This window comes from Acetobacter cibinongensis (genome assembly GCF_000963925.1).
Classification (GTDB): Bacteria; Pseudomonadota; Alphaproteobacteria; order Acetobacterales; family Acetobacteraceae; genus Acetobacter; species Acetobacter cibinongensis.
This window is the reverse complement of the sequence record NZ_BAMV01000008.1, coordinates 15,430-41,826: the sequence shown is the minus strand read 5'-3', so window position 1 is coordinate 41,826 and position 26,397 is coordinate 15,430. Positions and strand designations below refer to the sequence as shown.

Annotated in this window: 25 protein-coding genes; 10 read left to right on the top strand and 15 right to left on the bottom strand. The window is 56.9% G+C overall.

The genetic code is table 11. The annotated features are described in order from the left end of the window. Positions 1-2 precede the first annotated feature (2 nt). The 3 genes from ilvN to miaA form a co-directional block, all read right to left on the bottom strand. Positions 3-521: an acetolactate synthase small subunit gene (ilvN, locus tag Abci_RS04650; RefSeq protein WP_048837991.1), complete on the bottom strand. Its 519-nt coding sequence runs from the start codon at positions 519-521 to the stop codon at positions 3-5. 71 nt (positions 522-592) lie between these two features. Further along, positions 593-2,407, bottom strand: a complete 1,815-nt coding sequence (gene ilvB, locus Abci_RS04645; protein WP_048837990.1) for a biosynthetic-type acetolactate synthase large subunit — start codon at positions 2,405-2,407, stop codon at positions 593-595. Positions 2,408-2,444: 37 nt separating this feature from the next. Beyond that, positions 2,445-3,464: a tRNA (adenosine(37)-N6)-dimethylallyltransferase MiaA gene (gene miaA / locus Abci_RS04640; protein ID WP_048837989.1), complete on the bottom strand. Its 1,020-nt coding sequence runs from the start codon at positions 3,462-3,464 to the stop codon at positions 2,445-2,447. A 28-nt stretch (positions 3,465-3,492) separates the two neighbouring features. Between miaA and serB the strand changes: the two genes are divergently transcribed. Further along, positions 3,493-4,380, top strand: coding sequence for a phosphoserine phosphatase SerB (gene serB, locus Abci_RS04635; RefSeq protein WP_048837988.1), 888 nt, complete (start codon positions 3,493-3,495; stop codon positions 4,378-4,380). A gap of 10 nt (positions 4,381-4,390) precedes the next feature. Next, a complete protein-coding gene (locus Abci_RS04630) occupies positions 4,391-4,585 on the top strand; it encodes a hypothetical protein (protein WP_048837987.1) in 195 nt (64 codons plus the stop codon). 22 nt (positions 4,586-4,607) lie between these two features. On the opposite strand, the gene Abci_RS04625 is transcribed toward Abci_RS04630, so the two are convergent. Further along, positions 4,608-5,633, bottom strand: a complete 1,026-nt coding sequence (locus Abci_RS04625) for a mitochondrial fission ELM1 family protein (protein WP_084597539.1) — start codon at positions 5,631-5,633, stop codon at positions 4,608-4,610. Here Abci_RS04625 and Abci_RS04620 point away from each other — a divergent pair, their 5' ends adjacent. Together Abci_RS04620 and Abci_RS04615 are read left to right on the top strand one after the other, a co-directional pair. Continuing rightward, entirely contained in the window at positions 5,634-6,941 is a 1,308-nt protein-coding gene (locus Abci_RS04620) for a DEAD/DEAH box helicase (RefSeq protein WP_244877585.1), read from the top strand. A gap of 194 nt (positions 6,942-7,135) precedes the next feature. Next, the gene (locus Abci_RS04615) at positions 7,136-8,182 is read left to right on the top strand and encodes a M14 family metallopeptidase (protein WP_052944771.1); all 1,047 of its coding nucleotides are present in this window, start codon (positions 7,136-7,138) and stop codon (positions 8,180-8,182) included. Here Abci_RS04615 and Abci_RS04610 read toward each other — a convergent pair. Next, positions 8,154-9,296: an acyltransferase family protein gene (locus tag Abci_RS04610; protein WP_048837986.1), complete on the bottom strand. Its 1,143-nt coding sequence runs from the start codon at positions 9,294-9,296 to the stop codon at positions 8,154-8,156. The genes Abci_RS04615 and Abci_RS04610 overlap by 29 nt on opposite strands. A gap of 239 nt (positions 9,297-9,535) precedes the next feature. Next, positions 9,536-10,825: a serine hydroxymethyltransferase gene (gene glyA, locus Abci_RS04605; protein ID WP_048837985.1), complete on the bottom strand. Its 1,290-nt coding sequence runs from the start codon at positions 10,823-10,825 to the stop codon at positions 9,536-9,538. A gap of 183 nt (positions 10,826-11,008) precedes the next feature. Here glyA and Abci_RS04600 point away from each other — a divergent pair, with 183 nt between their 5' ends. The 4 genes from Abci_RS04600 (at position 11,009) to Abci_RS04585 (ending at position 15,104) form a co-directional block, all read left to right on the top strand. Continuing rightward, positions 11,009-12,475, top strand: a complete 1,467-nt coding sequence (locus tag Abci_RS04600; protein ID WP_048837984.1) for an amino acid permease — start codon at positions 11,009-11,011, stop codon at positions 12,473-12,475. Positions 12,476-12,619: 144 nt separating this feature from the next. Continuing rightward, positions 12,620-13,624: a porphobilinogen synthase gene (gene hemB / locus Abci_RS04595; RefSeq protein ID WP_048837983.1), complete on the top strand. Its 1,005-nt coding sequence runs from the start codon at positions 12,620-12,622 to the stop codon at positions 13,622-13,624. A gap of 170 nt (positions 13,625-13,794) precedes the next feature. Then, a complete protein-coding gene (locus Abci_RS04590) occupies positions 13,795-14,538 on the top strand; it encodes an arginyltransferase (RefSeq protein ID WP_048837982.1) in 744 nt (247 codons plus the stop codon). Positions 14,539-14,594: 56 nt separating this feature from the next. After that, positions 14,595-15,104 (top strand): hypothetical protein, encoded by a 510-nt coding sequence (locus Abci_RS04585; RefSeq protein WP_052944770.1) that lies wholly within the window; start codon positions 14,595-14,597, stop codon positions 15,102-15,104. A gap of 21 nt (positions 15,105-15,125) precedes the next feature. Here the strand turns inward: Abci_RS04585 and arfB are convergent, their stop codons facing one another. Both arfB and parC read right to left on the bottom strand, forming a co-directional pair. Further along, positions 15,126-15,548, bottom strand: coding sequence for an alternative ribosome rescue aminoacyl-tRNA hydrolase ArfB (arfB, locus tag Abci_RS04580; protein ID WP_048837981.1), 423 nt, complete (start codon positions 15,546-15,548; stop codon positions 15,126-15,128). Positions 15,549-15,677: 129 nt separating this feature from the next. Beyond that, complete coding sequence (gene parC, locus Abci_RS04575) at positions 15,678-17,888, bottom strand: DNA topoisomerase IV subunit A (RefSeq protein ID WP_048837980.1); 2,211 nt, start codon at positions 17,886-17,888, stop codon at positions 15,678-15,680. 237 nt (positions 17,889-18,125) lie between these two features. On the opposite strand from parC, the gene Abci_RS04570 reads away from it, so the two are divergent. Together Abci_RS04570 and Abci_RS04565 are read left to right on the top strand one after the other, a co-directional pair. Then, on the top strand, positions 18,126-18,431 hold the full coding sequence (locus tag Abci_RS04570; RefSeq protein WP_048837979.1) for a lipoprotein: 306 nt from the start codon (positions 18,126-18,128) through the stop codon (positions 18,429-18,431). Positions 18,432-18,597: 166 nt separating this feature from the next. Beyond that, positions 18,598-19,557 carry an alpha/beta hydrolase gene (locus tag Abci_RS04565; protein ID WP_048837978.1) on the top strand — a complete coding sequence of 320 codons (960 nt, stop codon included), beginning with the start codon at positions 18,598-18,600 and terminating at the stop codon, positions 19,555-19,557. A gap of 10 nt (positions 19,558-19,567) precedes the next feature. Here the strand turns inward: Abci_RS04565 and recO are convergent, their stop codons facing one another. From recO to pabB, 7 genes are all read right to left on the bottom strand, one after another. Continuing rightward, positions 19,568-20,374: a DNA repair protein RecO gene (recO, locus tag Abci_RS04560; RefSeq protein WP_048837977.1), complete on the bottom strand. Its 807-nt coding sequence runs from the start codon at positions 20,372-20,374 to the stop codon at positions 19,568-19,570. A gap of 23 nt (positions 20,375-20,397) precedes the next feature. Further along, entirely contained in the window at positions 20,398-21,303 is a 906-nt protein-coding gene (gene tsf / locus Abci_RS04555) for a translation elongation factor Ts (protein WP_048837976.1), read from the bottom strand. 123 nt (positions 21,304-21,426) lie between these two features. Next, positions 21,427-22,221: a 30S ribosomal protein S2 gene (gene rpsB / locus Abci_RS04550; protein WP_048837975.1), complete on the bottom strand. Its 795-nt coding sequence runs from the start codon at positions 22,219-22,221 to the stop codon at positions 21,427-21,429. 158 nt (positions 22,222-22,379) lie between these two features. After that, positions 22,380-23,480 carry a Rieske 2Fe-2S domain-containing protein gene (locus Abci_RS04545; protein ID WP_048837974.1) on the bottom strand — a complete coding sequence of 367 codons (1,101 nt, stop codon included), beginning with the start codon at positions 23,478-23,480 and terminating at the stop codon, positions 22,380-22,382. Positions 23,481-23,746: 266 nt separating this feature from the next. Continuing rightward, the gene (locus Abci_RS04540) at positions 23,747-24,115 is read right to left on the bottom strand and encodes a hypothetical protein (RefSeq protein WP_146806726.1); all 369 of its coding nucleotides are present in this window, start codon (positions 24,113-24,115) and stop codon (positions 23,747-23,749) included. Between the two features lie 67 nt (positions 24,116-24,182). Continuing rightward, positions 24,183-24,998 (bottom strand): aminotransferase class IV, encoded by an 816-nt coding sequence (locus tag Abci_RS04535; RefSeq protein ID WP_048837973.1) that lies wholly within the window; start codon positions 24,996-24,998, stop codon positions 24,183-24,185. Then, complete coding sequence (gene pabB / locus Abci_RS04530) at positions 24,995-26,386, bottom strand: aminodeoxychorismate synthase component I (protein ID WP_048837972.1); 1,392 nt, start codon at positions 26,384-26,386, stop codon at positions 24,995-24,997. The genes Abci_RS04535 and pabB overlap by 4 nt, the downstream gene beginning before the upstream one ends. Positions 26,387-26,397: the final 11 nt, after the last annotated feature.

Here is a 26,397-nt window from a genome sequence, read left to right as displayed (position 1 = left end):
CGTCAGGGGGTCTGAATCGTCTGCGGTCCACGGCATATGGCGGCTATCCCCGTGCGGGAGACTTCGGCCAACCCGAGCGGACGCATCAGCTCGATGAAACTGTCTAGCTTGTCGCTTGAACCGGTCAGTTCAAACACAAAAGAAGTGGCTGTGGTGTCCACTGCCCGCGCCCGGAAGGCATCTGCAATACGCAGCGCCTCTGTCCGGGGTTCACCGGAGGACACAACCTTGATGAGCGCCATTTCACGCGCAACATGCGGCCCGGCGGAGGACAGGTCCACCGCGCGGGAGACCGGGGTAAGCCGTTCAATCTGCGCCTTGATCTGGCGGATATCCGCCAGTGTGCCGGTGGTCACGATATTCACGCGGGAGACGAGGCCATGCTCATCCACCGGGGCCACGGTCAGACTGCGGATATTGTATCCGCGGCCAGAAAACAGGCCAATAATGCGGGCCAGCGCACCACTTTCGTTATCGACCAGAAGGGAGATAACCGCAGAACCGGGAGCTTCCTGCTGCATTGTAAAACTTCCTGAACTCACGCTTTAAAAACAGCGTGTTGCCACGCCACGGACTTGTTGAGAGATGCTGCTTAAACCAGCATCATCCCTTCACGCGTTACTTCCGCGCCGCGCTCTTCCTGCTCTGGCCCCAAAATCATCTCATTGTGGGCTGCCCCGGACGGGATCATGGGAAAGCAGTTTTCGCCTTCGGCCACGCACAGGTCAACTACCACCGGGCCATCATGTGCCAGTGCCTCACGAATAACGCCATCCAGTTCATCCAGACGCGTGGCACGCAGACCTTTGGCATGAAAGCTTTCTGCCAGCTTGATGAAATCTGGCAGGGCATCACTATAACTTTCGGAATAGCGTGAGCCATGCAGCAGTTCCTGCCACTGGCGTACCATGCCCATATAATGGTTGTTGATGATGAACAGTTTTACCGGCAGCCGGTATTGCGCAATGGTGCCCAGTTCCTGAATGTTCATCAGGGTTGAGGCCTCACCGGCAACATCCAGCACCAGAGCATCCGGATGCGCAACCTGAGCCCCAACGGCTGCGGGCAAGCCATAACCCATGGTGCCAAGACCACCAGAGGTCAGCCAACGGTTGGGCGCATCAAACTTGAAATACTGCGCAGCCCACATCTGGTGCTGTCCCACCTCGGTCGAGACGTAGGTGTCACGCCCGGTTTCAAGCGCCAACTCGTAAATGCGCTGGATGGCCTGCTGTGGCTTAATAACCGCATCAGCCGCCTGATCCTGCTTGAAGCGCAGGCAGTCCAGCGCACGCCAGGCTTCAATCTGCTGCCACCAGGCCTCCAGCTCTGCACCGTGTTCGTACGCGGGTTGCTTGTCCCACTCTTCAATCATCAGCTCAATCGTGCGGCCAACATCGCCCACAATCGGCAGATTAACATGAATGATCTTGTTGATCTGGGAGGGGTCAATATCAACATGGATCTTGAAAGAGTCGGGCGAGAACGCATCCAGACGGCCCGTTACCCGGTCATCAAACCGGCTACCGAGGGCAACCAGCACATCACACCCATGGGTGGCCAGATTGGCCTCATAGGTTCCGTGCATCCCCAACATGCCAAGAAACTGTTTGTCAGTTCCGGGGAAAGCACCCAGGCCCATCAGGGTAGATGTCACCGGGAAGTTGGTCAGGCGTGCAAACTTACGCAGCCCTTCACAGGCCTGCGGGCCGGAGTTGATAACCCCACCCCCCGTATAAAACAGCGGACGGCGCGCCTGCTTCAGGGCGGCAACGGCTTTTGCCACGGCATCACGGTCGGGCTCGGTCCGTACTTTGCTGGTGCGGGGCTTATCCTGATCCGCCGTTTTATAAGGCGCATTCCCCACGGTAATATTTTTTGGCAGGTCAACCAGAACAGGGCCTGGGCGGCCAGAGCGCGCAATGGCAAACGCCTCATGCACTGTTTTGGCCAGATCTTCCGGGCGGCGAACCAGATAGTTATATTTGGTGACAGGCCGGGTGATGCCTGTTGTATCCGCTTCCTGAAAGGCATCATTCCCGATAAGCGCCGTTGGCACCTGACCGGACAAGCAGACCAGCGGAATGGAATCCATCAGGGCATCCAGCAATCCAGTAACGGCGTTGGTCGCGCCGGGGCCGCTGGTCACCAGAACAACACCAACCTTACCGGTAGAGCGGGCATAGGCTTCCGCTGCATGAACGGCTGCCTGCTCGTGCCGTACCAGAATGTGCCGAATTTCCTTCTGGCGGAACAGGGCATCATAAATAGGCAGCACAGCCCCGCCTGGATAGCCGAAAATAACCTCTACGCCCTGCTCGACAAGAGCGCGCATAAGGACTTCTGCACCAGAAAGAGGTGCGAGGGTCTGTGCGGCCTGTGGGGCGGAGGCTGTTTTCGGTGTCATATCGTCCTATCTCCCAAAATTGGGTTGGTCGGCATCTTTAAGGAAGCAAACGCTCAGCGTCAATCCCGGAAAGAATAAAAGAAATAATTTCGTGTTGTTTTCTTTCCGAAAATTGCTCAATTGGCGGCGTACACATATCAAGATCATATGTAAGCCCCGGCTCAGACACATCATGGTGAGCAAACCATGTGGCCTGCCTGCGGGTGTAACGCCCTGTGGCCAGCACCGCACGCTCTACCGCGTCTGCCTCGGTCATTTCACCACGCAGAAAGGCGGCCAGTTCGGGTACGCCATGTGCACGCATGGCTGGTAAGGCTGGGTCAAGGTTCTGGGCCAGCAGTTTTTCCGCCTCCGCCACCGCACCATTTTGCATCATATGGTCAAAACGCAGGGCTATGCGCGCCCGCAACTCCGGCCGGGGCGGCAGCAGACGCACCGCGACAAACCGGCAGGGAGCAGGCGGCAGGCCCGGCTGCTGCTGCCACCAGGCCAGACTACGCCCCGTGCCGCGCCAAACCTCCCACGCACGGCTGATACGCTGGGAGTCGGCGGGTTTCAGGCGGGCAGCCATCTCCGGGTCTACCTCGGCCAGACGCACATGCAGGGCTTCCGGCCCATGCTGCGCCACAAACTCTCGGGCTTCCTGCCGTGCCTCTGCACCGCATTCCGGTATTTCCGCCAAACCGTGCGTCAGAGCGCGCATATACATGCCTGTCCCGCCACACAAAATAGGCAGGCGGCCGGCATCCCACGCTTCCTGCATGGCGGCCAGAGCCTGTTCCCGCCACCAGGCAACACTCCCTTTCTGGGCCGCAGGCAGCACACCGTATAGCCGGTGCGGCACCAATGCCTCATCCTGCGGCGTGGGGCGCGCCGTTATCACGGGCAGGTCAGCATAGACCTGCATGGAATCTGCATTGATAACCGTGCCCGCAAGCTTTTGCGCCAGCATAAGGGCAAGGGCGGATTTACCCGAACAGGTTGGCCCAGCCACAATAAGGGCTGCGGGCTGCGCGTGTTTTTCAGTGCTGACACCCTGCTCTGCTGCTTGCCTCATGCCAGTATTCCTGTCACATCCTTTAAAAATGATGAGCCTCGTTCTGACCCTTGTCGCGCAACGCGACACCACCACCCTTGATGCCGCCACGATTGCTTTGGCACGCGAGTGCATGGAAAGCACTCACCCCCACACCGTTCTATCCCCAGAAGAAGCGGTGGACCTGCCTTGCAACGCTGATGCAGCCAGCCGCCTGCCGGCCTTGCTGGATGCACTGGCAGGAAAAGCGGTTGATGCGGTCCTGACACATCAGGCAGCCCGACGCAAACTGCTGTTGGTGTCGGACATGGACAGCACGATTGTCGACAACGAGACGCTGGACGATCTGGCAACTCATGCGGGCATTGGTGAGAAAATTGCCGCCATCACGGCGCGCTCCATGAATGGCGAGCTTGATTTTGCAACGGCTCTCAAAGAACGTGTCGCTCTACTGAAAGGCCTTCCAGACTCCCTGCTTGAAAAAGCATGGCAGGATGTGACGCTGAATGAAGGGGCAAGAACTCTGGTGCAAACCATGCGGGCCAATGGGGCCTACACAGCGCTTGTTTCTGGAGGCTTCACTTTTTTCACCAGCCGCGTGGCGGAACTGTGCGGTTTTCAGACAAACCACGCCAATACTCTGTTGGCAGAACAGGGTTTCCTGACTGGTCGGACCGGCCACCCCATTTTGGGACCAGACACCAAACTGGAACTGCTCACCACTCTTGCCCAGCAGCATCGCCTTGCCCCGGAACAAACGCTGGCTATTGGTGATGGTGCAAACGACCTGCCTATGCTGAAGGCTGCTGGTCTAGGCCTAGCCTTTTTTGCAAAACCCATTGTCCGGCAGGCTATTACGGCCCAGATCAACCATACATCCCTGCGCACGGCGTTATTTGCACAGGGCTATGCCGCATCTCACTTTGTAGGCGAGTAAAGGGAATACCATGCAGCTCGACCCCAGAGGTCTGTCCTCCATTCCTGTTACACGGATTGTGCTGGCGCTTATCGGGTGCGGGCTGCTGTTTTACTGCTTTCAATATTACCTGACACTGCCGCCGGATTCCCCTGAACACGTCATGCGCCACGTGGCCGCCCTGATTGTGGGCACTGTTATTTTACTCGGCACAATCTGGGTGTGACGCCGCCCCTCCGGCCGGAGGGCTAAAACCCCAGCCGCCTATGCATTTCCGCCACAAGGTCCGGCGTATCGTCCAGCGGCTCAACAGGCCACGGCTCCAGTTTTTCAAACTTCGAATGCTCTGTGAGCACCCGCACACGCCCGGCCTGCTCCAGTTCCTGAATAAAGCGGGTAATACGGCGGGACTTACCGGGAAGCGGAAACACGGAAACCGGAGCATGTCCAGCCACGGCCTCTGACACCATGGACACACTGTCAATGGTCACCACAAGATGGTCAGCGCAGGCAATCAGCCCCTTGTAGGGGTTATCCCCCGTCCCATCCCACACCGTGCCGCCAACGGCATCTACAACGTCTTTCAGAATTTCCTGCGCAGCGAGGGCTGTGCGGCGAGAGGGCGTTACAATCAGGCTGCCGCCCTGCCGTCTGGTGGCATCTGCCAGAATAACACCTAATCTGGCAGCTTCCTTCTCACCCAGTTCAAAGCGTCCGTTCGCCCCGCCAACAAGGCCAGCAATCAAGGGTCTGGGCAAATGTGCAAAACGTGGTGCCCACTCCGCTCTGGCCTGCGCCAAAACGTCAGGGGTCAGGCCGTGCAGGGCCGTGCGCCCAAGCAGCACATTCCCACCCGCTATCTCGTCATGCACACAGGCAATAATCAGATCAAACCGGGATAATGGTTGCCGGGGGTTTTGTATCTGCACCACAGGGCGGGACGCCGTGCGCAGGGCAGCGCCTACAGCACCGCCCTTGCCCCCAATACTCATAACAACCCGCGCCTGGTCCGCAGCACTCTGCAAAGACTGGCCAGTCAGATCCTGCAAAAACGGGGGGTGCAGCAGCTTTGGCCCCCGAAGTGCCAAGCGGGCCAGACGGGATGGCCTGACAGAATGAAAGCCCCCCTGCCACCCGGCCCGCTCCGCCAGCCCAAGCGCCTGAGAGCGCATACCGGCAAAGTCTTCCCCCACCACAAGGGCAGGAACAGGCTGGCCACCGGATGCTACAGAATTTGAAACCTGTGACATTCCCGCATATAAAAGGTCAGCCATATGGCGCAATTCCCCGCTTTTCATGCGTGTGTGCGGCACAATGCCCTCTGGGCAGCGTGCCATTATGCCGCTATGCAAAGCCAGTTTTTCACCCCGGTCAAGGCGGATAAAATCAGCATGTCCAACAGCTTCGAGGCAATGGGCCTTCTGCCGTCCTTATGTGCTCATGCAGCACAGGCAGGTATGGCCACCCCCACCCCCATTCAGGAACAGGCCATTCCCGCCGTACTGGAAGGGAAGGATGTTCTGGCCATAGCGCCTACCGGCACGGGGAAAACTGCCGCCTATGCCCTACCCCTTCTGCACCATCTTATGAGCGTACGCCGCGCGCATGATGTGCTGATTATGGTGCCCACGCGTGAACTGGTTTTGCAGGTTGCCGGGGTTTTCCGTACCTGTCTGGGGCTGGACCCTAAAAATACCCGCCACAAATCTGGCACGCCGGGCATTATCACGCTGTATGGCGGCGGAGACCGTGAGCAGCAGGCGGCCAGCCTGAACCACAACGGCCCCCGCGTGCTGATTGCCACCCCCGGCCGCCTGCTGGATTTTGTGCATCTGGGCGAACTTGACCCCGCGACCTGCACCCGCGTGGTGCTGGATGAAGGCGACCGCCTGTTTGCACCGGAATTTTTTGAAGAAAGCGCTACGCTGATTGAAAGCCTGCCAGAAGAACGGCAAACGCTGCTTTTCTCTGCAACGCTGCCAAAGGCTCTTACGCCGCTGTTGCAAAAACTCCTGCATAAACCAGTGGAAATTCGGGTTGAAAAGGCCCCTGAAAAACGCGGCCCTATCCGGCAAGGCGTGTTCTTTATTGAACCCACCCAGCGGTTTGACTTCCTGAAAGCCTTTTTTAACCGTGACCGTACCAGCCGCACCATTATTTTTACGAAAACCAAAGCGGATGCTGACCAGCTTGCCAACAGCCTGCGCAGAATTCGTATGGCCGCAGCCCCCTTGCATGGAGACCTGACACAGGCGCAGCGCAACGCAACGGTGGCAAGTTTTACCGCAGGTCGCACCCCTATTCTGGTCGCGACCGATATTGCTGCACGCGGGCTGGACGTGCCGGATGTTCGCACGGTTATTAACCTTGAGCCACCCGAACAGCCTGATATTTACCTGCACCGCATTGGCCGCACCGGGCGCGGGGGCAAAAGCGGTACCGCACTGACACTGTGCAGCATGACGGACCGTAAAAAAATCAGGCAGATTGAGGTGGGAGCAGAGGTCAAACTTCGTATTCTGACGGAAGAACAGGCTTTGCCAACACTTCTTGATGACAAGAAAGCCAAATCCAGAAAATAGCCGTGCCATCGGAGCTGCGCGCACCCGCCACGTTTGAAGGTAGCAGCCGGTCTTTGGATGTTATCACAATCCCTCACGGGCCTGCACCAAGGGATTGCACACCCTGAAAAGCCAGATCATAGTGATGGCCTGATGGGTGTGTTTCTCTCCTGCTCTGCCAGCATTTCAAATACGACACTCAGGCTTGCGGGCACATGAGTTGCGCATTCCGCCGCCCTGAAGCCGAACGAGGCAGCGTGCGGGTGCGCACCCTTTCCGAAGTTCTTCCGCCACCACGGCAGCCACTGCCGCATTTTGACATTACCCTGCCACCACCCGACATTACCCGCTGGGCAGATGGCAATTGCGGTATAGCGGGTGTGCATCATTTTGAGGCCTCTCAGCCCGGCCCGCACGCCGTTATCACGGCCCTGATGCATGGTAACGAATATGCCGGTGCTTGGGTGCTCGACACCCTTTTGAGCCGCTCAGTTCGCCCCGTACGCGGCCGCCTGAGCCTTATTTTCCTCAACCTGCAAGCCTTCGCCCGCTTTGACCCGGAGCGCCCCACCCTCTCCCGCTTTGTAGAGGAGGATATGAACCGCCTGTGGTGCCCGGAGTTAGTGCGCTCGGGTCATACATCTCTGGAAATGGAGCGTGTGCGGGCCATCAGCCCGATTATAGAAACAGCGGACATGCTGCTGGATATTCATTCAATGCTCTGGCCCGCCCCGCCGGTGCTGCTGAGTGGTCTGACCACAAAAAGTCTGGCGCACGCCAAAGCGCTTTCAGCGTTTCAACCGGGCACGCCGTGGGTTGTGCAGGATGCGGGCCATGAGACCGGCCCACGTTTAATAGACCATGTGCATTTTGCCTCTAACCGCACCCGCGCCACCGCCTGCCTTCTGGAAGCCGGGCAGCATTGGCTACCCAACAGCCGTTTGGTTGCTTACACAACCGCCTGCCTGTTTTTACAGCAGGCAGGCGTCATTACACCGCAACCCGACCTTACCGTGCTGCCCAGCCCAAGACTGCCACGCACGGCCACGGTCACCCATTGTGTGCAGGCGCATACCGCACGGTTTACCTTTATAAAGCCGTTTTGCAGCGGCGACATTATTCCCAAAAAAGGGACTGTGCTGGCCATTGATGGCGCGGAGGAGATCCGCACCCCTTACGATAACTGCCTGCTAGTTATGCCTAACCTCCGCCCCATGCGCGGGCATACGGCCGTCAGACTGGGGCGACCTGCCGAAGCCTGAACAGGCGTTGCAGTGCTCTATCCGCAGGGCGGGAGAGAAAGCGCTCAACAGCAAGCCCAAGATAATACGCGCAGAGCAAAACTGGAAAAAACCAGACCCAACCCAGTTGCCAGTTCTGCCCGGTTGCCTTGAAACCATGCACCGCAGGCATGACAATAAACATATGGCTGAGATAAATTTCGTAACTCATCTGTCCCCAGCGCCGGGGCCATGCCGGAAGCCGCATAACCGCCGCACATCCCCAGCCAGCCTGAAACGCCAGCAGGAGGGCGGCACAACTCAGCGTATAAAATAGCGGGGCGCAGTAGTACCCCAAAACACTCGACACACTAGGACCACCGAGCAGATATAGCCCAACGCCTATACTGCCCAGCACACCCATGCACTGCGCGGTGCGGCTCTGGGCAGAGAGAGGAAACTTATGCGCTACCAAAGCAGCGCAAACACCCATGGCAATACTGCATAAACCCGGACCATAAGCTTCATCCTGCCAGATATCCTTGGCATCCCGGATCAGCCATTCGGCATATGGCAGTGCCAATGCCAAACAGGCAAACACGATACCCAGAACAGAGGGCCAGCGGGCCAACACCAGACAAACCAGCGGGAAAGCCGTGTAAAACACTTCCTCGACCGAGAGCGACCACAAGACATCCCAATTAGGAGGCAAATAGCCGGTCAAAGTTTCATACAGGTTCAGATGCATGAAAAAGACTGAAAAAACCGCTCGTGATAAGGATTGTTCCGGATGATGGAACTGAAAATCCGGCAGGCCTGCCAGTTTAAAAACAGAGAGCACGGCCAAAAGCACTAACAGGCATGGCATAAGACGGCAGAAACGCCGCGCCATAAAAGGACGCGCCTGCATGCTGCCTAAACTCCCCCAGCGGCGGAGGGTATGGTCCGTAATCAGAAAGCCGGAAATAACAAAAAACAGCTTTACCGCTTTGCCACCATCCCAACTGAGGGCTTTTAACAGCAGGAGCGGCACATACTCTGCCAAACCTGTTTTAGAGAGCGGAATACGCAAGGCCAGATGGTGTATGACCACCAGAATAATAGCCACGCCGCGCAGCAGGTCTATGCCGGGATTACGGCCTGCAAAGGCAGGCAAAGCTGCCGATATCCTGTTTTCCACTCACCACCTGCTCTCTCTGATAACTTTGTTACGATGCCAAACGAAGTAGTCAGCAATTCCGGCGGGAGCGTGGCGTGTTTCTTATGATTTTATAGTCTCTGGCAATTTTTTATGTCTGCGCCTCTCCCCTACGGTTCCATGCCTGCCGCTTTGGCACAAAAAAAGGGGAAGGCCTAAGCCTTCCCCTTCCTTCCCACCAGCACACTGGGCTGGTGTTATTTTGTGTAGATTGGGAAACGGGCGCACAGCGCTTTCACGCGTTCATGCACTTCATTTTCAACCTTGGCATCCCCTTCACCGCCGGAGGCAGCAAGAGCGGTCAGCACTTCGTCAATCATTTCACCAATGGCGCGGAATTCTGCCTCACGGAAACCCCGTGCCGTTGCTGCCGGGCTACCCAGCCGAATACCAGAGGTAATGGCAGGCTTTTCCGGGTCAAACGGAATGGCGTTTTTATTGGCGGTAATGCCAGCGCGTTCCAGCGCCTGTTCAGCCGCTTTACCAGTCACCTTTTTAGGGCGCAGGTCAACCAGAAGCAGGTGAGAATCCGTACCGCCGGTCACGATATCAAACCCGCGTTCAACCAGAACTTCTGCCAGCACATTGGCGTTGGTCTTAACGGCTTTTTGATACTCTTTGAACTCCGGACGCAGAGCTTCACCGAAGGCTACGGCCTTACCGGCAATAACATGCATCAGCGGGCCACCCTGAAGGCCGGGGAACACGGCAGAATTGATCTTCTTGGCCAACGCTTCATTGTTGGTCAGGATCAGACCGCCACGGGGGCCACGCAGAGTTTTGTGCGTGGTGGAGGTCACAATGTCCGCATACTCAAGCGGGTTGGGGTACAGGCCAGCTGCAACCAGACCAGCAAAATGCGCCATGTCCACCATAAGGGCCGCCCCAACTTCATCGGCAATGCGGCGGAAGCGGGCAAAGTCGATAACGCGCGGGTAAGCAGACCCACCGGCCACAATCAGGGTCGGTTTATTGTCGCGGGCAAGCTGTTCCATTTCTTCGTAGTCAAGCAGCCCATCTTCACGGCGCACACCGTACTGAACTGCATTAAACCACTTGCCGGAATAGTTGGGAGCCGCACCGTGTGTCAGGTGGCCACCCGCAGCAAGGCTCATGCCCAGAATGGTATCGCCCGGCTTTGCCAACGCCATGAAGGCAGCCTGGTTGGCATTTGCGCCAGAGTGCGGCTGCACGTTGGCAAACGCTGCGCCAAACAGGGTTTTGACACGCTCAATGGCGAGCACTTCAACCTTGTCCACCTCAGAGCACCCACCGTAGTAACGGCGGCCTGCATAGCCTTCGGCATATTTGTTGGTCAGTACGCTGCCCTGTGCCTGCAACACGGCTTCTGACACCATGTTTTCACTGGCAATCAGTTCAATTCCGTCCTGCTGGCGCTTCAGCTCGCTGGCCAGAGCGGCCGCAACATCCGGATCAACGTCTGTAACCGGTGCGTGAAAAAAACGATCCAGATCCGTCTGGCTCATCAGGAGCTCCCTTGGTTTTACAACTCACCAGCCCATGGTGCCGCCCTGATGGACACCCGGCCAGATTTCATTACGTTAAAAACACATCTTGCGTCGAAGGGCACTCTACCCTCTCTATAAGAGCAAGACCACCACGACGCTCCTTTACCGTTTTCGTCGTGGTTCTGACAGGAGAAAAATTTAATGTCGCAAAGGCCTGCCTCCTCCGCAGCCTCACCGTTCACGCGCTGTATGCCGTTGGATAAGCTGGAAACCAAGCTTGGCCTCAAGCGCGTGTTGGGTCCGGGCAGTCTCATAGCTTTGGGTGTAGGCACAACTATCGGGGCAGGTCTGTTTTCATTAACCGGCATTGCCGCATCAGAAAATGCCGGTCCTGCCGTTGTCCTGTCTTTTCTGGTAGCCGCCATTGCCTGCGGATTCGCAGGCCTGTGCTACAGTGAACTTGCCAGCATGATCCCCATTGCAGGCAGCGCGTACACCTACGCCTATGTAACGCTGGGTGAACTGGTGGCCTGGATTATAGGCTGGGATCTGGTGCTGGAATATGCGGTGGGGGCCGCCACGGTAGCGGTAAGCTGGTCCCGCTATGTGGTATCCCTACTCGACTCCTGGGGCTTGGTGCTGCCCCCACGCTTCACGGCCTCACCGTTTGAGACAGTGATGATGCCCGATGGCAGCATGGCCTCCGGTCTGGTCAACCTGCCAGCCGCGGTGGTCATCTGCTTTGTCTCCATGATCCTTATTCGCGGCATTACGCAGTCTGCCATTGTCAACAGCGTGATTGTCACCATCAAGCTGCTGATTATTGCGGCATTTATCGGGTTTGGTTTTTCCTACATCAACCCCAGCAACTACCATCCCTTTATCCCCCCCAACGATGGCACATTTGGCCATTTTGGCTGGTCGGGCATCATGCGGGCTGCTGGCACAATCTTTTTTGCCTATGTCGGGTTTGATGCTGTGTCCACCACGGCGCAGGAGACCAAAAACCCGGCGCGCGACATGCCTATTGGCATTCTGGGGAGCCTTGTGGTGTGTACGCTGGCCTATGTCGGCTTCTCCTACGTCATGACTGGTCTGGTCAATTACAAGGACATGGTGGGGGATGCCGCACCTGTAGCAACCGCCATTAACCACACTCCTTTCCCCTGGCTGCAACTGGCCATCAAAATCGGCATTATTTGCGGGTTTACATCCGTACTCATGGGGCTGCTGCTCGGCCAAAGCCGCGTGTTTTTTGCCATGTCACGGGATGGCCTCCTGCCCCCCATGTTCAGCAAGACCCACCCACGCTACCAGACCCCGTGGCTGTCCAACCTGTTCTTTATGCTCATTACTTGCTTGCTCAGCGCGTTCCTGCCCATTTCCGACCTTGGGCACATGACCTCCATCGGGACCTTGCTGGCCTTTGTGCTGGTGTGTGCTGGCGTGATGGTGCTGCGCCGCAAAGCGCCAGACGCCAAACGCGCCTTCCGGGTGCCGGGCGGCAACATCATCCCGATACTGGGTATTCTCTCCTGTGGTTCGGTCATGGTGGCTCTGGACACACTGACATGGGTTCGGCTTGTCATTTGGCTTGCCATCGGCATGGTTATTTACATGGCGTATGGCCGTTACCACAGCAAACTGGCCCAGCAGCCAGAGGGCTGATCTGCCATCTTGCGGGCGGGGTTGCATAACACGGCAAGGGGCGCATACTCGGCTTAGTATTCACCCCGTCAGCTCCCGCCCTGATGCACGCCGCTTTTCCTTGCGCGGCACATCAGGCAGCTGACACGCAAGGAGATCGCGCCCATGAAGGCTGGTCGTTTCCCATTGACCCGCCCCCGCCGCAACCGGTTTGACGACTTTACGCGCCGTCTGGTTGCTGAAAACAGTTTGGGCATCAACAACCTCATCTGGCCAATTTTCTTTACGGAAGGCACAAACACCGTAACTGAAGTTGCCTCCATGCCCGGCGCATTGCGGGTTACGCTGGACCGGCTGGCCGCCCATGTTGAACCTGCCGCCAAACTGGGTATTCCGGCGGTAGCGCTCTTTCCCGTCACCCCGACCGAGGTGCGGGACGCGGAGGGCACGGAAGCCCTGAACCCGGACAACCTGATGTGCCGGGCCGCCCGCCTTCTGAAAAAAGAATTCCCCAATGTCGGGCTGATTGGCGATGTGGCGCTGGACCCCTACACCAGCCACGGCCATGACGGCATTGTCCGTGATGACTACGTGCAGAACGATGAGTCCGTGGTGATCCTGACCCAGCAGGCCGTTAATCAGGCCGCTGCCGGGGTAGACATTATTGCTCCGTCAGACATGATGGATGGCCGGATTGGCACCATGCGCATGGCGCTGGATGATAATGACCTGGTCAACACGCGCATCATGTCCTACGCGGCCAAATATGCCAGCGCGTTCTACGGCCCGTTCCGTGATGCTCTGGGCTCAGGCTCCATGCTGAAGGGGGACAAGAAAACCTACCAGATGGACCCCGCCAACAGCGACGAAGCCCTGCGCGAAGTTGAGATGGATATTGCCGAAGGGGCTGACATGGTCATGGTCAAACCCGGCATGCCTTACCTTGATATTATTCGCCGGGTGCGGGACACATTTGCCGTCCCGACCTTCGCCTATCAGGTGTCTGGTGAGTACGCCATGCTCATGGCCGCCATTCAGAACGGCTGGCTGGACCGTGACCGCGCTATTATGGAAAGCCTGCTCGCCTTCCGCCGCGCCGGAGCACACGGTGTTCTGACCTATTTTGCCATTGAAGCCGCAGAAAAGATCAAAGAAACTTACGGCGTATAACCCTGCTGTCCTGAAATACGTTATACTGGCCCGTAGCGCCTGCGCATTTGCACCATAGGGCCTAACCTTGCCCTATGGTGCAAACTGGGCAGGCCGGTTTTTCAGCCTTTCGCTTTTAGGGCACAGATCAACCGCACCAGAGTTTGCCTTTTTCTTGCTGGACAGGATGCATGGTTTCCTCACTGCGCCATTCGCAGTTTTTTTACACAACAGCGCCGCAACCCTGCCCGTATCTCCCTGACCGGGTAGAGCGCAAGGTTATTGCAGACCTTGCCGTGCCAGAGGCCGATGCCCTGCATAGCCGTCTGTCCCGTGTAGGCTTCCGCCGTAGCCATACTCTGGCTTATGCCCCCATGTGCGAAAGCTGTATGGCCTGCATTCCCATCCGGTTGCCCGTCAACCATTTTACCCCGGACCGCACCCAAAAACGCACCGTGCGCCGGAATATAGACCTGCGCGCAACGCTTGTTCCCGCCCATGCTACGCCTGAGCACTATGCACTGTTTGCCCGTTATCAGGCCGCCCGCCATGCAGAAGGCGAAATGGCAGCCATGACGGCCGAAGACTATCGCGCCATGGTGGAAGACACCCCCGTGCAGACCATGCTGGTCACATTCCACACGCCCGATAATCGCCTGATGGCCGTAAGTCTGGTTGACCGGTTGGAAGATGGCCTGTCAGCCGTTTACAGCTTTTACGAACCAGACGCGCCCGAGCGCTCACTGGGGAGCTTTGCCATTTTGGCCCTTATTGAAAAAACAAAACTGCTGGGCCTGCCCTATCTGTATCTTGGGTACTGGGTCCGTGGCAGCGCGAAAATGACCTATAAATCCCGTTATCGGCCTGCTGAAATTCTCAACCATGGCACCTGGCATACGTTAGACCCTGAGCACCCCCCTCTGGAGGCAGAGTAGTCTGCAACGCAGGATGCCTCTCAAACCAACCTGCGTGTTTTGAAAGTCTTTAGTCCATGCCTGATAAACAGTTGTTTCTGCCCTCAAAAAAAGACAAAGCCAAAAACCTGATTGTAAAGGGCGCTTCTTTTGTGTCGGATAAAGCCCGCACAACAAAGGATGTGGTCAAGACCTATTATACCAACACAGATTATAAACAGGCCTATCAGTTTCTAAAAAATAAAGCCCTCTCAGTAAAAGAAGCCAAAATTCTTGAGAAATACTGGCCATATATTGAAAAGGCCATCACAGCCATTGCAACCTCACCTTTGTTAGGCTTGCTGACCGACGAACTCATTATTGGCAAACTGGCAGACAAGGTGGTGGATCTGCTCCCACCGCATATTAGGCTGGTTGTGCGCAAAACCGGCGCAGACCGCATTTTGATAGCCGCTCTTTTCAAGGCGAAAAGCCATGTTCTTAAAAAAATAGCAGACGCCCGGCACGCTAAGGAGCAGGAGGCGACATCACGCCAACTCGTGCCTCAGCCCCCTCCGGCACAGGCAGATAGCAACAAGGCACCTTAACGCCTTTAACCCGCCAGCCCCTCAGTCATCGTGACGCACGGAGCGGTTCCGCTTTATACCGGCCCGGTGGGCTTTGCCATCCAACCGGCGTTGTTTGGCCGCCCGGCCCGGTCTGGTTGCCACACGGAAAGCGGGCCTGTGGGCTGCCTCCCGTATCAGGTCCGCCAGTCGTTCTATCGCGTCCTCACGATTGCGGATCTGGGTTCTGAAACGCCGCGCAGTAATGACAATCACCCCGTCACGCGTCAGACGGCTGCCCGCAATTTGCAGTAAACGCGCCCTTACCCGCTCCGGAAGAGACGGTGAGCGCACAACGTCAAACCGCAACTGTGCCGCTGTTGCCACTTTATTGACGTTCTGCCCGCCCGGACCGGAGGCCAGAATATACGTCACCTCAAGCTCGGACTCTGCCAGAGAAATGGTCGGGAGAATTGAAATTGCCATAACGCCCCTCTTACAGGGCAAGCCAAGCTCTGTAAGCAGTGCCGGCTCTAAAAATACACCGTGACGGGTGACTTTTCCCGAATACCACAAGAGGCACGGGCGCTGCCGCCCAATGCCTCTTGATAAAAATCAGGCTTTCTTGGTTGCCCACGGTGGAGCCGAACGCCCCATGGAGGCCCGCCGCCCGACCCAGTCCTGCAGGTCTGCAAACTGGCGCACGCGTACCGCCCCCGGCCACAACAATCCTTCCTGCGCCGAGAACACAACGGCCATACGCAGGCCGTCTCCCCCTACATATTTTTGCAAGGCCACGCCCAGACCGCGGGTCATAACCGGCAACTGGTCCAGAGGGAAAATCAGGAAACGACGGTTATCGCCCACCACGGCCACCTGATCGCCCTCCGCAGGACTACAGACGCGGGCGAACTCACCTTCCTTGAGGTTCAGCACCTGACGGCCTGACCGCTTTTCCGCCACCATGGCCTCTTCTTCTACCAACATGCCGCGTCCAGCGCTGGATGCAATAAGGCGCTTGGCCCCTTCCTTGATGGCAAAAACGGCGACCAGATCTTCATCGTTCGACAAATCAAACAGCAGCCGAACCGGCTGGCCATCACCCCGCCCACGCGGCAGGTCTCCGGCTTTCAGGGTAAAGGCGCGGCCATCTGTGCCAAAAAAGCAGAGTTTGTCGGTTGTCTGGCACGGGATCGCCAGTTTCAGGCCATCCCCTTCCTTGAACTTCTGGTTTTCAAGGTCAACGCTATGGCCCTTGACCGCCCTGACCCAACCATTCTGGGAGAGGATAACGGTAATGGGTTCACGCTCAACTGTTTCAATAACGGAAATATCAACCGGTTCGGGCGCAGACTGTAAGGTGCTGCGGCGCTGCCCCAGCTTGCCTGCTCCAAACTGTTTGACCATGCCATCCAGTTCCCGGCCGATGCGGTTCCAGCGCAGTTTAGGGTCTGCCAGCAATTTCAAAAGCTCGTCACGCTCAGCGGAGAGTTTGTCGTGCTCTTTCCGAATTTCCAGCTCTTCCAACCGGCGCAGGCTCCGCAGGCGCATGTTCAGTACGGACTCAGCCTGAAGGTCGGAGAGGGTAAAGGTCTGCATCAGGCTGGCTTTGGCATCATCCTCTTCCCGGATGATGCGGATGACTTCATCCAGATTAAGATAGACCGCCAGAAAGCCTGCCAGAATTTCAAGGCGGCGTTCCACCGCATCCAGCCTGTGGCGGCTACGGCGTTCCAGCACTTCGTGCCTATGGTCCAGCCACGCCTGCAACACGGCTTTCAAGCCCATGACGCCGGGTGTCCGGTTTGGCCCAAGCACGTTCATATTCAAGCCAAAACGGCTTTCAAGCTGGGTGGCGCGGTAGAGTGTTTCCATCAACACTTCTGGTTCAATACCGCGGGTCTTGGGTTCAAGCACCAGACGAATTTCGTCCGTACTTTCATCACGGATATCACCAAGCAGGGGAAGTTTTTTCAGTTCAAGCAGATCTGCCACTTGTTCAATCAGGCGGGACTTCTGCACCTGGTACGGAATTTCCGTAACCACAATCTGCCAGGTTCCAAACCGGCCCTGCTCAACCTGCCAGCGGGCACGCATCCGAAAACCACCGCGGCCTGTTTCATAAGCCCGCAGAATGGCGTCTTCATCCTCAACAATCAGGCCACCGGTCGGGAAATCCGGCCCCGGCATAAGTGCTAGCAGGTCTGCCGTTGTGCTCTGGGGCTTACGCACCAGCAAAGCTGCGGCTGCACACACCTCAGCCGCGTTATGAGGCGGGATGCTGGTGGCCATACCCACGGCAATACCCGCTGCACCATTGGCTAGCAGATTGGGGAACGCGGCAGGCAAAACAACAGGTTCCTGCTCCTCCCCATCGTAAGTGGGGCGGAAGTCAACAGCATCATCTTCAATGCCGTCCAGCAGGGCGCGGGCAACTTCGGTCAGGCGGGCTTCGGTATAACGCATTGCGGCGGCGTTATCGCCATCAATAGAGCCAAAGTTACCCTGCCCTTCCACAAGCGGATAACGGGCTGCAAAGTCCTGCGCCAGACGCACCAGCGCTTCATAAACCGAGGCATCACCGTGGGGATGGAACTTACCAATAACGTCACCCACCACACGGGCGCATTTTTTGAAACCTGAGGTCGGGTCCAGCTTGAGTTGGTGCATGGCATAAACAAGCCTGCGGTGCACGGGCTTAAGCCCGTCCCGCACGTCCGGCAGGGAGCGAGACATGATGGTAGATAACGCATAAGCCAGATACCGCTCGCTGAGCGCATCCGCCAGCTTGGTCTCTTCTACGTGGCCTTCAAGGGTGTCGCTCATTTCCTGCTCCCGGACCGTGTGTCTCTTAATGCCCAACGGTCACACATAGCGTTTGATGTCGTTTTGTTCTAGCCCCAACGCCCGCGCCTGAACAAACATCTGGCACATGCAAGACCATGTGCTCTTTCAAGCTTGCCAAGCTCTGCATTTTTGACACGACGTCTGCTATGCTCTTGCGTCCGCCCGAATTACCGGAATATGGGCAGTAAACCGTTACCCGATTGTAGATTGAGCACCATGAAACATATTTTTGTATTACTATTGGCATCCCTCAGTCTGACGGGCTGCACCAGCTATCAGTGGGTCAAACCTGGCGCTGACTTACACCAGGAAGATATAGCCGAGACCCAATGCAAGGCGCAGGCGCTGAGAGATTTGCCGCCCAATACCGAAATTACCGGGAAATACACATCGTTCAGCAAGAAATATAACACGAAGAATACAAGCTATTCCTCCAGTGATACGAACGCAAGCCAGCGCCGTATTCTGGTCAAGGACTGCATGTACCGTAACGGCTGGACGCAAGTTGAAACCGGCAACTGAGCTTATACCAGCTTTCAACAACCCGTCTTAACGCCCCCTTTCGGTCACACCCCATAACCTCACCTCGACAACGTGATAATGGGGGGACTTGCAGCGTGATGATAACTCCTGTTTCACGCTTCAAAGCCTGCTAGGCTGGATGTTGTTTCTCGTTTCAGGAATAGCCATGCCTCTGTGCACCCGCCGTACTTTTCTGGCTACAGCATCCTGCTCCGCAGTGCTTGCTTCTACGGGTTACGCGTCCTCTCTTCCTCAACCAGATGTGGCGGACGCCCCCTTAACACTCAAGCTTTGGCCAAACGTGCCGCCCGGCGGAGGTGGCCCGGCGGACCAGGCATTGTATGTGACATCTCACGGGTCCATCTCCCATATCTCAACACCCGTGCTGCAAGTGTATCGGCCCGAGAAGCCCAATGGCAGCGCCATTCTGCTTGCGGCAGGGGGCGGCTACCGGCAGATTGTCATGCGGCATGAGGCCGTGCCCGCCACAGCGTGGCTTACCGCGCTCGGTATCACCGTGTTTGTGCTGACCTATCGCTTGCCAGACGAGGGGTGGCATGCTGGACGGCTTGCCCCTTTTCAGGATGCACAACGCGCTATCAGGCTGATAAAATCCAACGCTCACCAGTACGGCATAAACCCTGACCAACTTGGCTTACTGGGGTTTTCTGCCGGGGGACACCTGATGGGCATGTGCGCCACACGCCCTACATGGCAAACCTACACACCGGTTGATGAGGTTGACCACCTGCCACTTACGGTCCGCTACGCCATGCTGGCCTACCCTGTGGTAACACTTTGCCCCCCGTATGACACAACCCAGACACGGCGCAGCATGGTGGGCGCTCACCCTACGGAAGCTGAGGCGGAAGCATGGTCCGTGCAAACCTATGTTACAGACAAAAGCCCACCGTTTTTCCTGGTCCATGCGGCAGACGACCGCATTGCCAAAGCCCCCCAGACCGAAATTTTACAGCAGGCCTGTGTGCAGCACCATGTGCCTGTTACGCGCTATCTTCTGGAAACAGGCGGGCACGGCTTTAGCCTGAACGAGCCTTACAAAGGCACGGCATGGTCGCTTTTGGCCGAAAAATGGCTACATAAACAGCATCTTGTCCCGGTCTAGAACTCAGCTTTCAGGCGAGGCACTCACGGGAGCCGGGTCGGTCTGCTGCTCCCCCCTCTATTACCCGCATAACCCGGGCCTCCAGCCGCTCCCGCGCAGCAGGAAGTGGGGCATGGCGCTGCCCGTAGGCATCCCGCACCAGAAAATATCTGGTAAGCTGTAAGCCCGCCAGCCAGTCCGCCATGGTGCCGACATCCTGATCACTCAGCAGAAAAGCGGGCAGCGGGAGAAGGCGGTCTTTCCACTCCCCGGCACCTTCATCTGTAACCGCGCGACCTGTACGCGGAGAGATATAGCGTAGCCCGGTTGTGGCCCCCGTTACGGCGCAACAAGACATGTTCAGCCCGAAGCCGAGGTCTGCCAGAAGCGCCATCTCCCATCGGACGACCTGTGGCAGACCTTCACGTTCGGATAATGGCGGATCAATACCCAGAAAAGTCAGAAGCTTGAGCGTTTTGGCAAATAGTGCCGGGCATGGCTCACCTTCCGGCAAAGCCGTATCCGCCAGCACGCAAACGGATTGCAACATGGAAAGAGCAAGGGGAGTGTCAAGCAAGCGAAAGCTGGACCCGTAGAGCAGCTCACCAGACAGGCGCGGCATGGCTCCGGCAGACCGAATTTGGAAACGGACTTTAACGACATTGCCCGGTTGCCACAGGGCACTCCCTGCGCGGGAACGGGCACCGTATGCAACCCCGTGCAACAGTCCGTGCTCTTCTGTCAGCACATGCACGCGGGCATTTGTCTCCCCTAACGGGAAGGTAGAAAGCACAAGGGCGGGAGCCTCCCAGTCTTGGGATGTCCCGCCCTTGTCCATTAGTCAGCGATCAGCCTGAAAAATCAGACGCCGGACACTTTTGCAACTTCAGCAGCAAAGTCGTCAGCTTCTTTTTCAATGCCTTCACCAAGCTGGAAGCGGTCGAAACCAACCAGCTTGACGCCAGCTTTTTCCAGAACGGTTTTAACACGGTTTTCACCGTCATGCACCCAGACCTGCTCCAGAAGAACAACTTCTTCATAGAACTTGCGGATACGGCCTTCGATCATTTTTTCAATGATCGCTTCAGGCTTGCCGGAGTCACGAGCCTGTTCAATCAGAACAGCGCGTTCACGCTCAACTTCTTCCTGATTCAGGCTGGAAACATCGAGAGAGGACGGACGGGTTGCAGCAACATGCATACCAACCTGACGGCCCAGCTGCTCGATAGCTTCATTGGCAGACGGTGCTTCAATAGCAGCCAGAACGCCAATTTTACCAAGGCCCGGACGCAGTGCGCCGTGCACGTAAGTTGCCACAACGCCAGACGGTACAGTGAACACCCGTGCGCGACGCAGGGACATGTTTTCACCGATGGTAGCAATCAGGTGTGTCAGTTCGTCAGCAACCGTGCGGCCGCTGGCCAGTGTTGCAGCTTTAATGGCTTCAAGGTCTTCACCAACCTTGAGCGCAACCTGAGCAACGGCTTCAACGAAGTTCTGGAACGCTTCGTTACGGGCAACGAAGTCGGTTTCAGCGTTGACTTCAACCATAGCTGCTTTTTTGTCTTCAGACGCAACGCCTACCAGACCTTCAGCAGCCGTACGGCCGGATTTTTTGGCAGCAGCAGCCAGACCCTTGGTGCGCAGCCAGTCAATGGCACCTTCAATTTCGCCGTTGGCTTCGTTGAGGGCTTTTTTGCAGTCCATCATGCCTGCGCCAGTTTTTTCGCGCAGTTCCTTAACCAATGCAGCGGTAATGGCCGCCATGTCTGTCACTCCTTAAAAACCAGAACGCGCCCTGAGGGGGCGCGCACCGTAATCATGCCTGCGCGCAGGCACATATCTCAGCTGAAAGCAGGCGAGCATGATACCCACCTGCCCCAGTCAGTATCAGCCTGCGGCCGGAGCTTCTTCTGCAGGAGCAGAAGCTGCAATTTCCAGAGCCGGGTCAACAGGCAGTTCTTCAGACGCACCAAAGTCCTGACCGGATGCACCCAGTTCTGCGGAAATACCGTCGAGAACAGAGGAAGAAACCAGGTCACAGTACAGGGAGATAGCGCGGATGGCGTCATCGTTACCCGGAACTGGGAAGGTTACACCCTTGGGGTCAGAGTTGCTGTCGAGAATGGCCACAACCGGGATACCCAGTTTGTTGGCTTCTTCAACGGCCAGCTTTTCTTTGTTGGTGTCGATGATGAACAGGATGTCGGGCAGACCGCCCATTTCCTTGATCCCACCGAGTGAGCGTTCCAGTTTGTCACGGTCGCGGGTCAGCTCAAGAATTTCTTTCTTGGTCAGACCAGACGTGCCGCCGTCCAGCATTTCTTCAATCTGGCGCAGACGCTTGATGGAACCCGTAATGGTTTTCCAGTTGGTGAGCATGCCGCCCAGCCAACGGTGGTTCACATAATACTGGCCGCAGCGTTTTGCAGCTTCAGCAATCGGGTCAGCAGCAGCGCGCTTGGTGCCAACGAACAGAACGCGGCCACCGCCAGCTACCGTGTTACGGATAGCCTGAAGGGCGCGGTCCAGCATACCAACGGTCTGCTGCAGGTCGATAATGTGAACCTGGTTACGCACACCGAACAGGTACGGCGCCATGCGCGGGTTCCAGCGGCGTGTGTGGTGACCAAAGTGAACACCAGCTTCAAGCAGCTGGCGCAGTGTGAAATCGGGCATCGCCATCGGGCGTAAATCCTACCATTCTGGTTAATCCTCCGCGAAGCGCTGCCCTGTTTTGCAGGACACCAGAGGTGTAAAGGCTTCGCGTGCGTCGTCCCGGCCTGGGCCAAGCGAGGCCCGTATGGCCGTTTTTACGGCTTTATGCAAGTGAAACTATGGTTTCAGCTTTTATGCACAGGCTTGGCGGCCTTGTTAGGCACACCCTCTCGCGCCAGAAGTGCACGCAGGGACTTCATAATGGGAAAGACTTCTATGTTGCGGTCGCCCCCAAGCTCACGCCATGCTTTTTGCTCAAGCTCCACAATTTCACGGTCTTCTTCAAAAATGCGGTGGGTGAACAGCCCCAGCGCAGGCCATGCCAGATCCAGCAAAAAGCCCCATTTTGGCTTTTTAACTGACAGAAGCCCGAAGGTCTGGGTGCCCAACTGGTCCGCCCCCAGCGGCACATAGGCCACCCACAGGTCCATGATCAGATCACCATCCTTGTCGTGAATTTTTAAGGTCTGGTACGGATAGGTGGTACGGACGGACACCACTTCCTCCACAGGCTGCTCCCGCCCGTCATCATGGTGCTTGCCGAAAATCAGCGCCTCAGCCAGTGGCTGATTGCCGCCTTTACGGGCAAAGCTGTACCGGGCTTCCAGAAAATTTTCGCCCTTACTCTGCCCCAGAAAACGCGCGGTGATGGACCCCATCTGGCGGCGATGCAGGAACTGATGATTCATATCCATCAGGTTTTCGTGCATGAAAGTGTAATGGCACTTCAACCGTGGGCTGAAATGCCGTGTTTTGTAGTCTGGATTCCCGACCTGCGCGATTTTGGGAACGGGCACACTCTCCGCCAACGCAGGATCACCGGGGAAAATGAAGATAAGACCTGATTTTTCACGGCAGGGATAAGCCCGGACTGGTCGGCCAACATCCTCCCGGTTCAGGTAAGGCACCGTCACGCATTTGCCTGCACGGTCAAACGCCCAACCGTGATAGCAGCACTTTATGCAGTCACCTTCCACAAGGCCTTTGCTTAGGGGCACCTGCCGGTGTGCACACCGATCTTCCAGCGCATAAACCGGCCCGTTTTCAGGGCGAATAAGCGCTATAGGGTGCCCTGCATAACGGGCTGCAAACGCCTTACCCGGCCTGACCTTATGAGACCATGCAACGGGGTACCAGAAATTGGGGTCGCAATCGATTTGCCGTAGGTCGTACTCTCCGGCCTGTTGCGTGGGGGTTGCTTGGTTAGCGGGGGCTTTCACCAGCATAACGTGCTTAACTCCTTAGTGTGCATGAGCGTTGGCGCACACAGGGGAGCGCAGCCGCCCTTCAACTTGTCACGTTACGATTGAGCCTTAATACCGCATGGGGCAAGCCATGACGCTGCATGTCAGATTCACGATCGCAGGGACAAGCAGGCACACGCGCACAAAAAAAAGCCGCCCGTTCCCTGCCAGGACACAAAACTGCGTCGTGACAGGATAAACGGAGCGGCTTTTCAGCAGGCTCTCTGAGGGCAGAGGGCCGGACTTACTCAGTCGCTTTTCGCGCCTTCATGCGGGGAGGTGACGCTCTGCTTCTTGTGGTGGCCTGTTTTGTGTTTGCCGGGCTGATACGCATGAGGAGCCTTCAGCGCTTCGCCAGAGGTCGGCGTCGTGTTTGCTGGCACTGCGTTGGACGGCGGCTGCGTACCGGGCTGCTCTGCTTTTGTGCGAGGATTGTTCCAGAGTTTTTCAGACGGCTCTATGCGCTTGCCGTTTTCATCCAGAGCCGCCTTGGGGGACTTACCAACCTGTGCGGCGGCTGAATCTGCTGTTGGGGTCTGCTGTTCCTGCGCCAGAGCAAAGCCCGGTGCAAGCAGCAGTGCCGTACCAAGAACGAGAGTTTGAACACGTAAAGCCATGCTATCTGCTTCCTTAACAAAAATCAGAACTGTCATAACCCCAACGACAGAACCTCAAGGAAGTTCCTTATTTTTCCAGCGGCACTGCCAGCGCCTGACACAAACACCTAGCTCCGGTTTTATTGAGAGGGAGAGGGTGCCCGTCCAGAGAGGTTACACACCTTACCCCAAGACTATTGATTAAATAGACTGCTTCTGCCACCGACAACGCGGCCGGAGCAAGAGGCTGCTCCTCTATCAAACCCGCCTGAAAAAGCACGGCTCGGGCGACACCCGGCAACGCTCCCTCGCTTACTGGTGGTGTCATAAAGTTGCCGCTCTGCTGCACAACAACCGTACTGATGGTCGTTTCTGCAACACGCCCTTGCGTGTTGAGCAGCAAGGCTTCATCCGCCCCGGCACGCGCGGCTTCCTGCCGGGCCAGAATATGCGGCAGATAATTAAGGCTTTTCATGCGGCATAAGGGAGACTGCTCATCCTGCCGGATAAGCCGACTGGTCATCAGGCTAACAGTTGCGACCGTAGGGGCCCCTTCCGTTGCGGTCACAACAACAGTTGGTTCAGCATGCGTGGGTGGCAACAAGCCACGCACACCCACACCGCGCGTTACGGTAAGGCGCATGGAACCGCTCTGTAACCCTGTTGCGGCCAGAAGCTCTTGCGTAGCCTGCGCCATTTCCGCAAATGTCGGCACAGGCAATTGCAGCACTGCACCACCATTTTGCAGCCGTGCAGCATGAAGGGGCAGCCGGAGCACCCTGCCCTCATGCACGCGGAGTGTTTCAAACAGGCCATCCCCCAACGTCAGACCACGGTCCGCCACGTCAATCCGGGCCTGTTCTGCCGGACAAATTCGCCCATTAAACCAGACAACCGATGTCATAGCTCTTGCCCAAATACCGCCAGAAGCGGCGCTATTTTTAGGCACATTTCCGCATACTCCTTATCGGGGTCAGAAAGTGCTGTTATGCCCCCTCCCGCAGCGATATGCAGGCTGTTGCCGTGCCGGACAACGGTGCGGATAATCACTGAACTTTCCATCTGCCCTTCCACGCCTATGCAAACAATGCTGCCACAGTAAGCGCCACGGGCAGAGGCTTCCAGTTCATCAATAATCTGCATGGCGCGGTGTTTGGGTGCACCGGTCACAGAGCCCGGTGGGAGGGTTGCCTGCAAAAGGTCAAAAACATCCTGCCCCTCCGCAAGCTTGCCGCGCACCTCTGACACCAGATGGTGCACATGGGCAAAGCGCTCCACCTTTAAGAACTCCGGCACCGTTACACTGCCAATTTCTGCAACGCGCCCTATATCATTGCGCATCAGGTCAACAATCATCAGGTTTTCGGAACACTCTTTTTCGTCTACAGCCAGAGACTGCGCAAAAACTCTGTCTTCCTCATCGGTTTTACCGCGCGGGGCCGTGCCTTTTATCGGGCGGGAACAGGTGTAACGCTGCGCATCAAGTTGCAGAAAACGCTCTGGGGATGTGGAGTGCAAAGCATACGCCTCACCACACCGGAGATACGCAGCAAAAGGCGCAGGCGCAGCATGACGCAAGGCCCTGTAGAGCGTTAAATCGTCAAGCGGCTCCTCGCTCTCGGCGGCATATCGTCCGGTTATGTTAACCTGAAAAATATCTCCCGCCGCAATATACTGTTTTGCCCGTTTAACAGCCGCACAATAGGCTACTCTTGTCTGGTCCGGTGTAAAGACAAGGCGGGGCACGCGTGCAGGCGTATCGGCACACCCAACCGTATTCCATAATTCCTGATATAATCTTAGGGTTTCTAACTTAGATTCTGCATTATCTGAAAAACCGGCAAGAAAAGCTCTTTTTTCCAGCCTATCCCAAACAAATACCTGCTCATAAAAGCCAAAAGCACAGTCTGGTTGGTCATGTTTTACATGCCGAGAGGGCACCGCCTCACACTGCATTCCAAAATGATAGTCAAAAAACCCGATATACCCACCATAGAACGGTAGGTCATAAGGGCGATGGCGTGCGCCCTGCGGCTGGGCTGGTAGAGCGTGCCGCAGAGCAGAAAACACGGCCTGCGGTGAACTTTCTGCCTGCACAGCACCATCTTTGTGCAGAAGACCGTTCACTACAAACACCGTATGCTTTGGGTGCACGCCCAGAATTTTCCACCGGCTTCGTGCGTCAACAGGGCCGCCGCTATCCAGGAAAGCACACCATGGCGCGTTCCCCCATGCAGTCAGCGCTGCCTCCGGCTCCAGCCACGGAAGTTCCAGCGCCCACAGGTGCCACATGATTCCGGCCC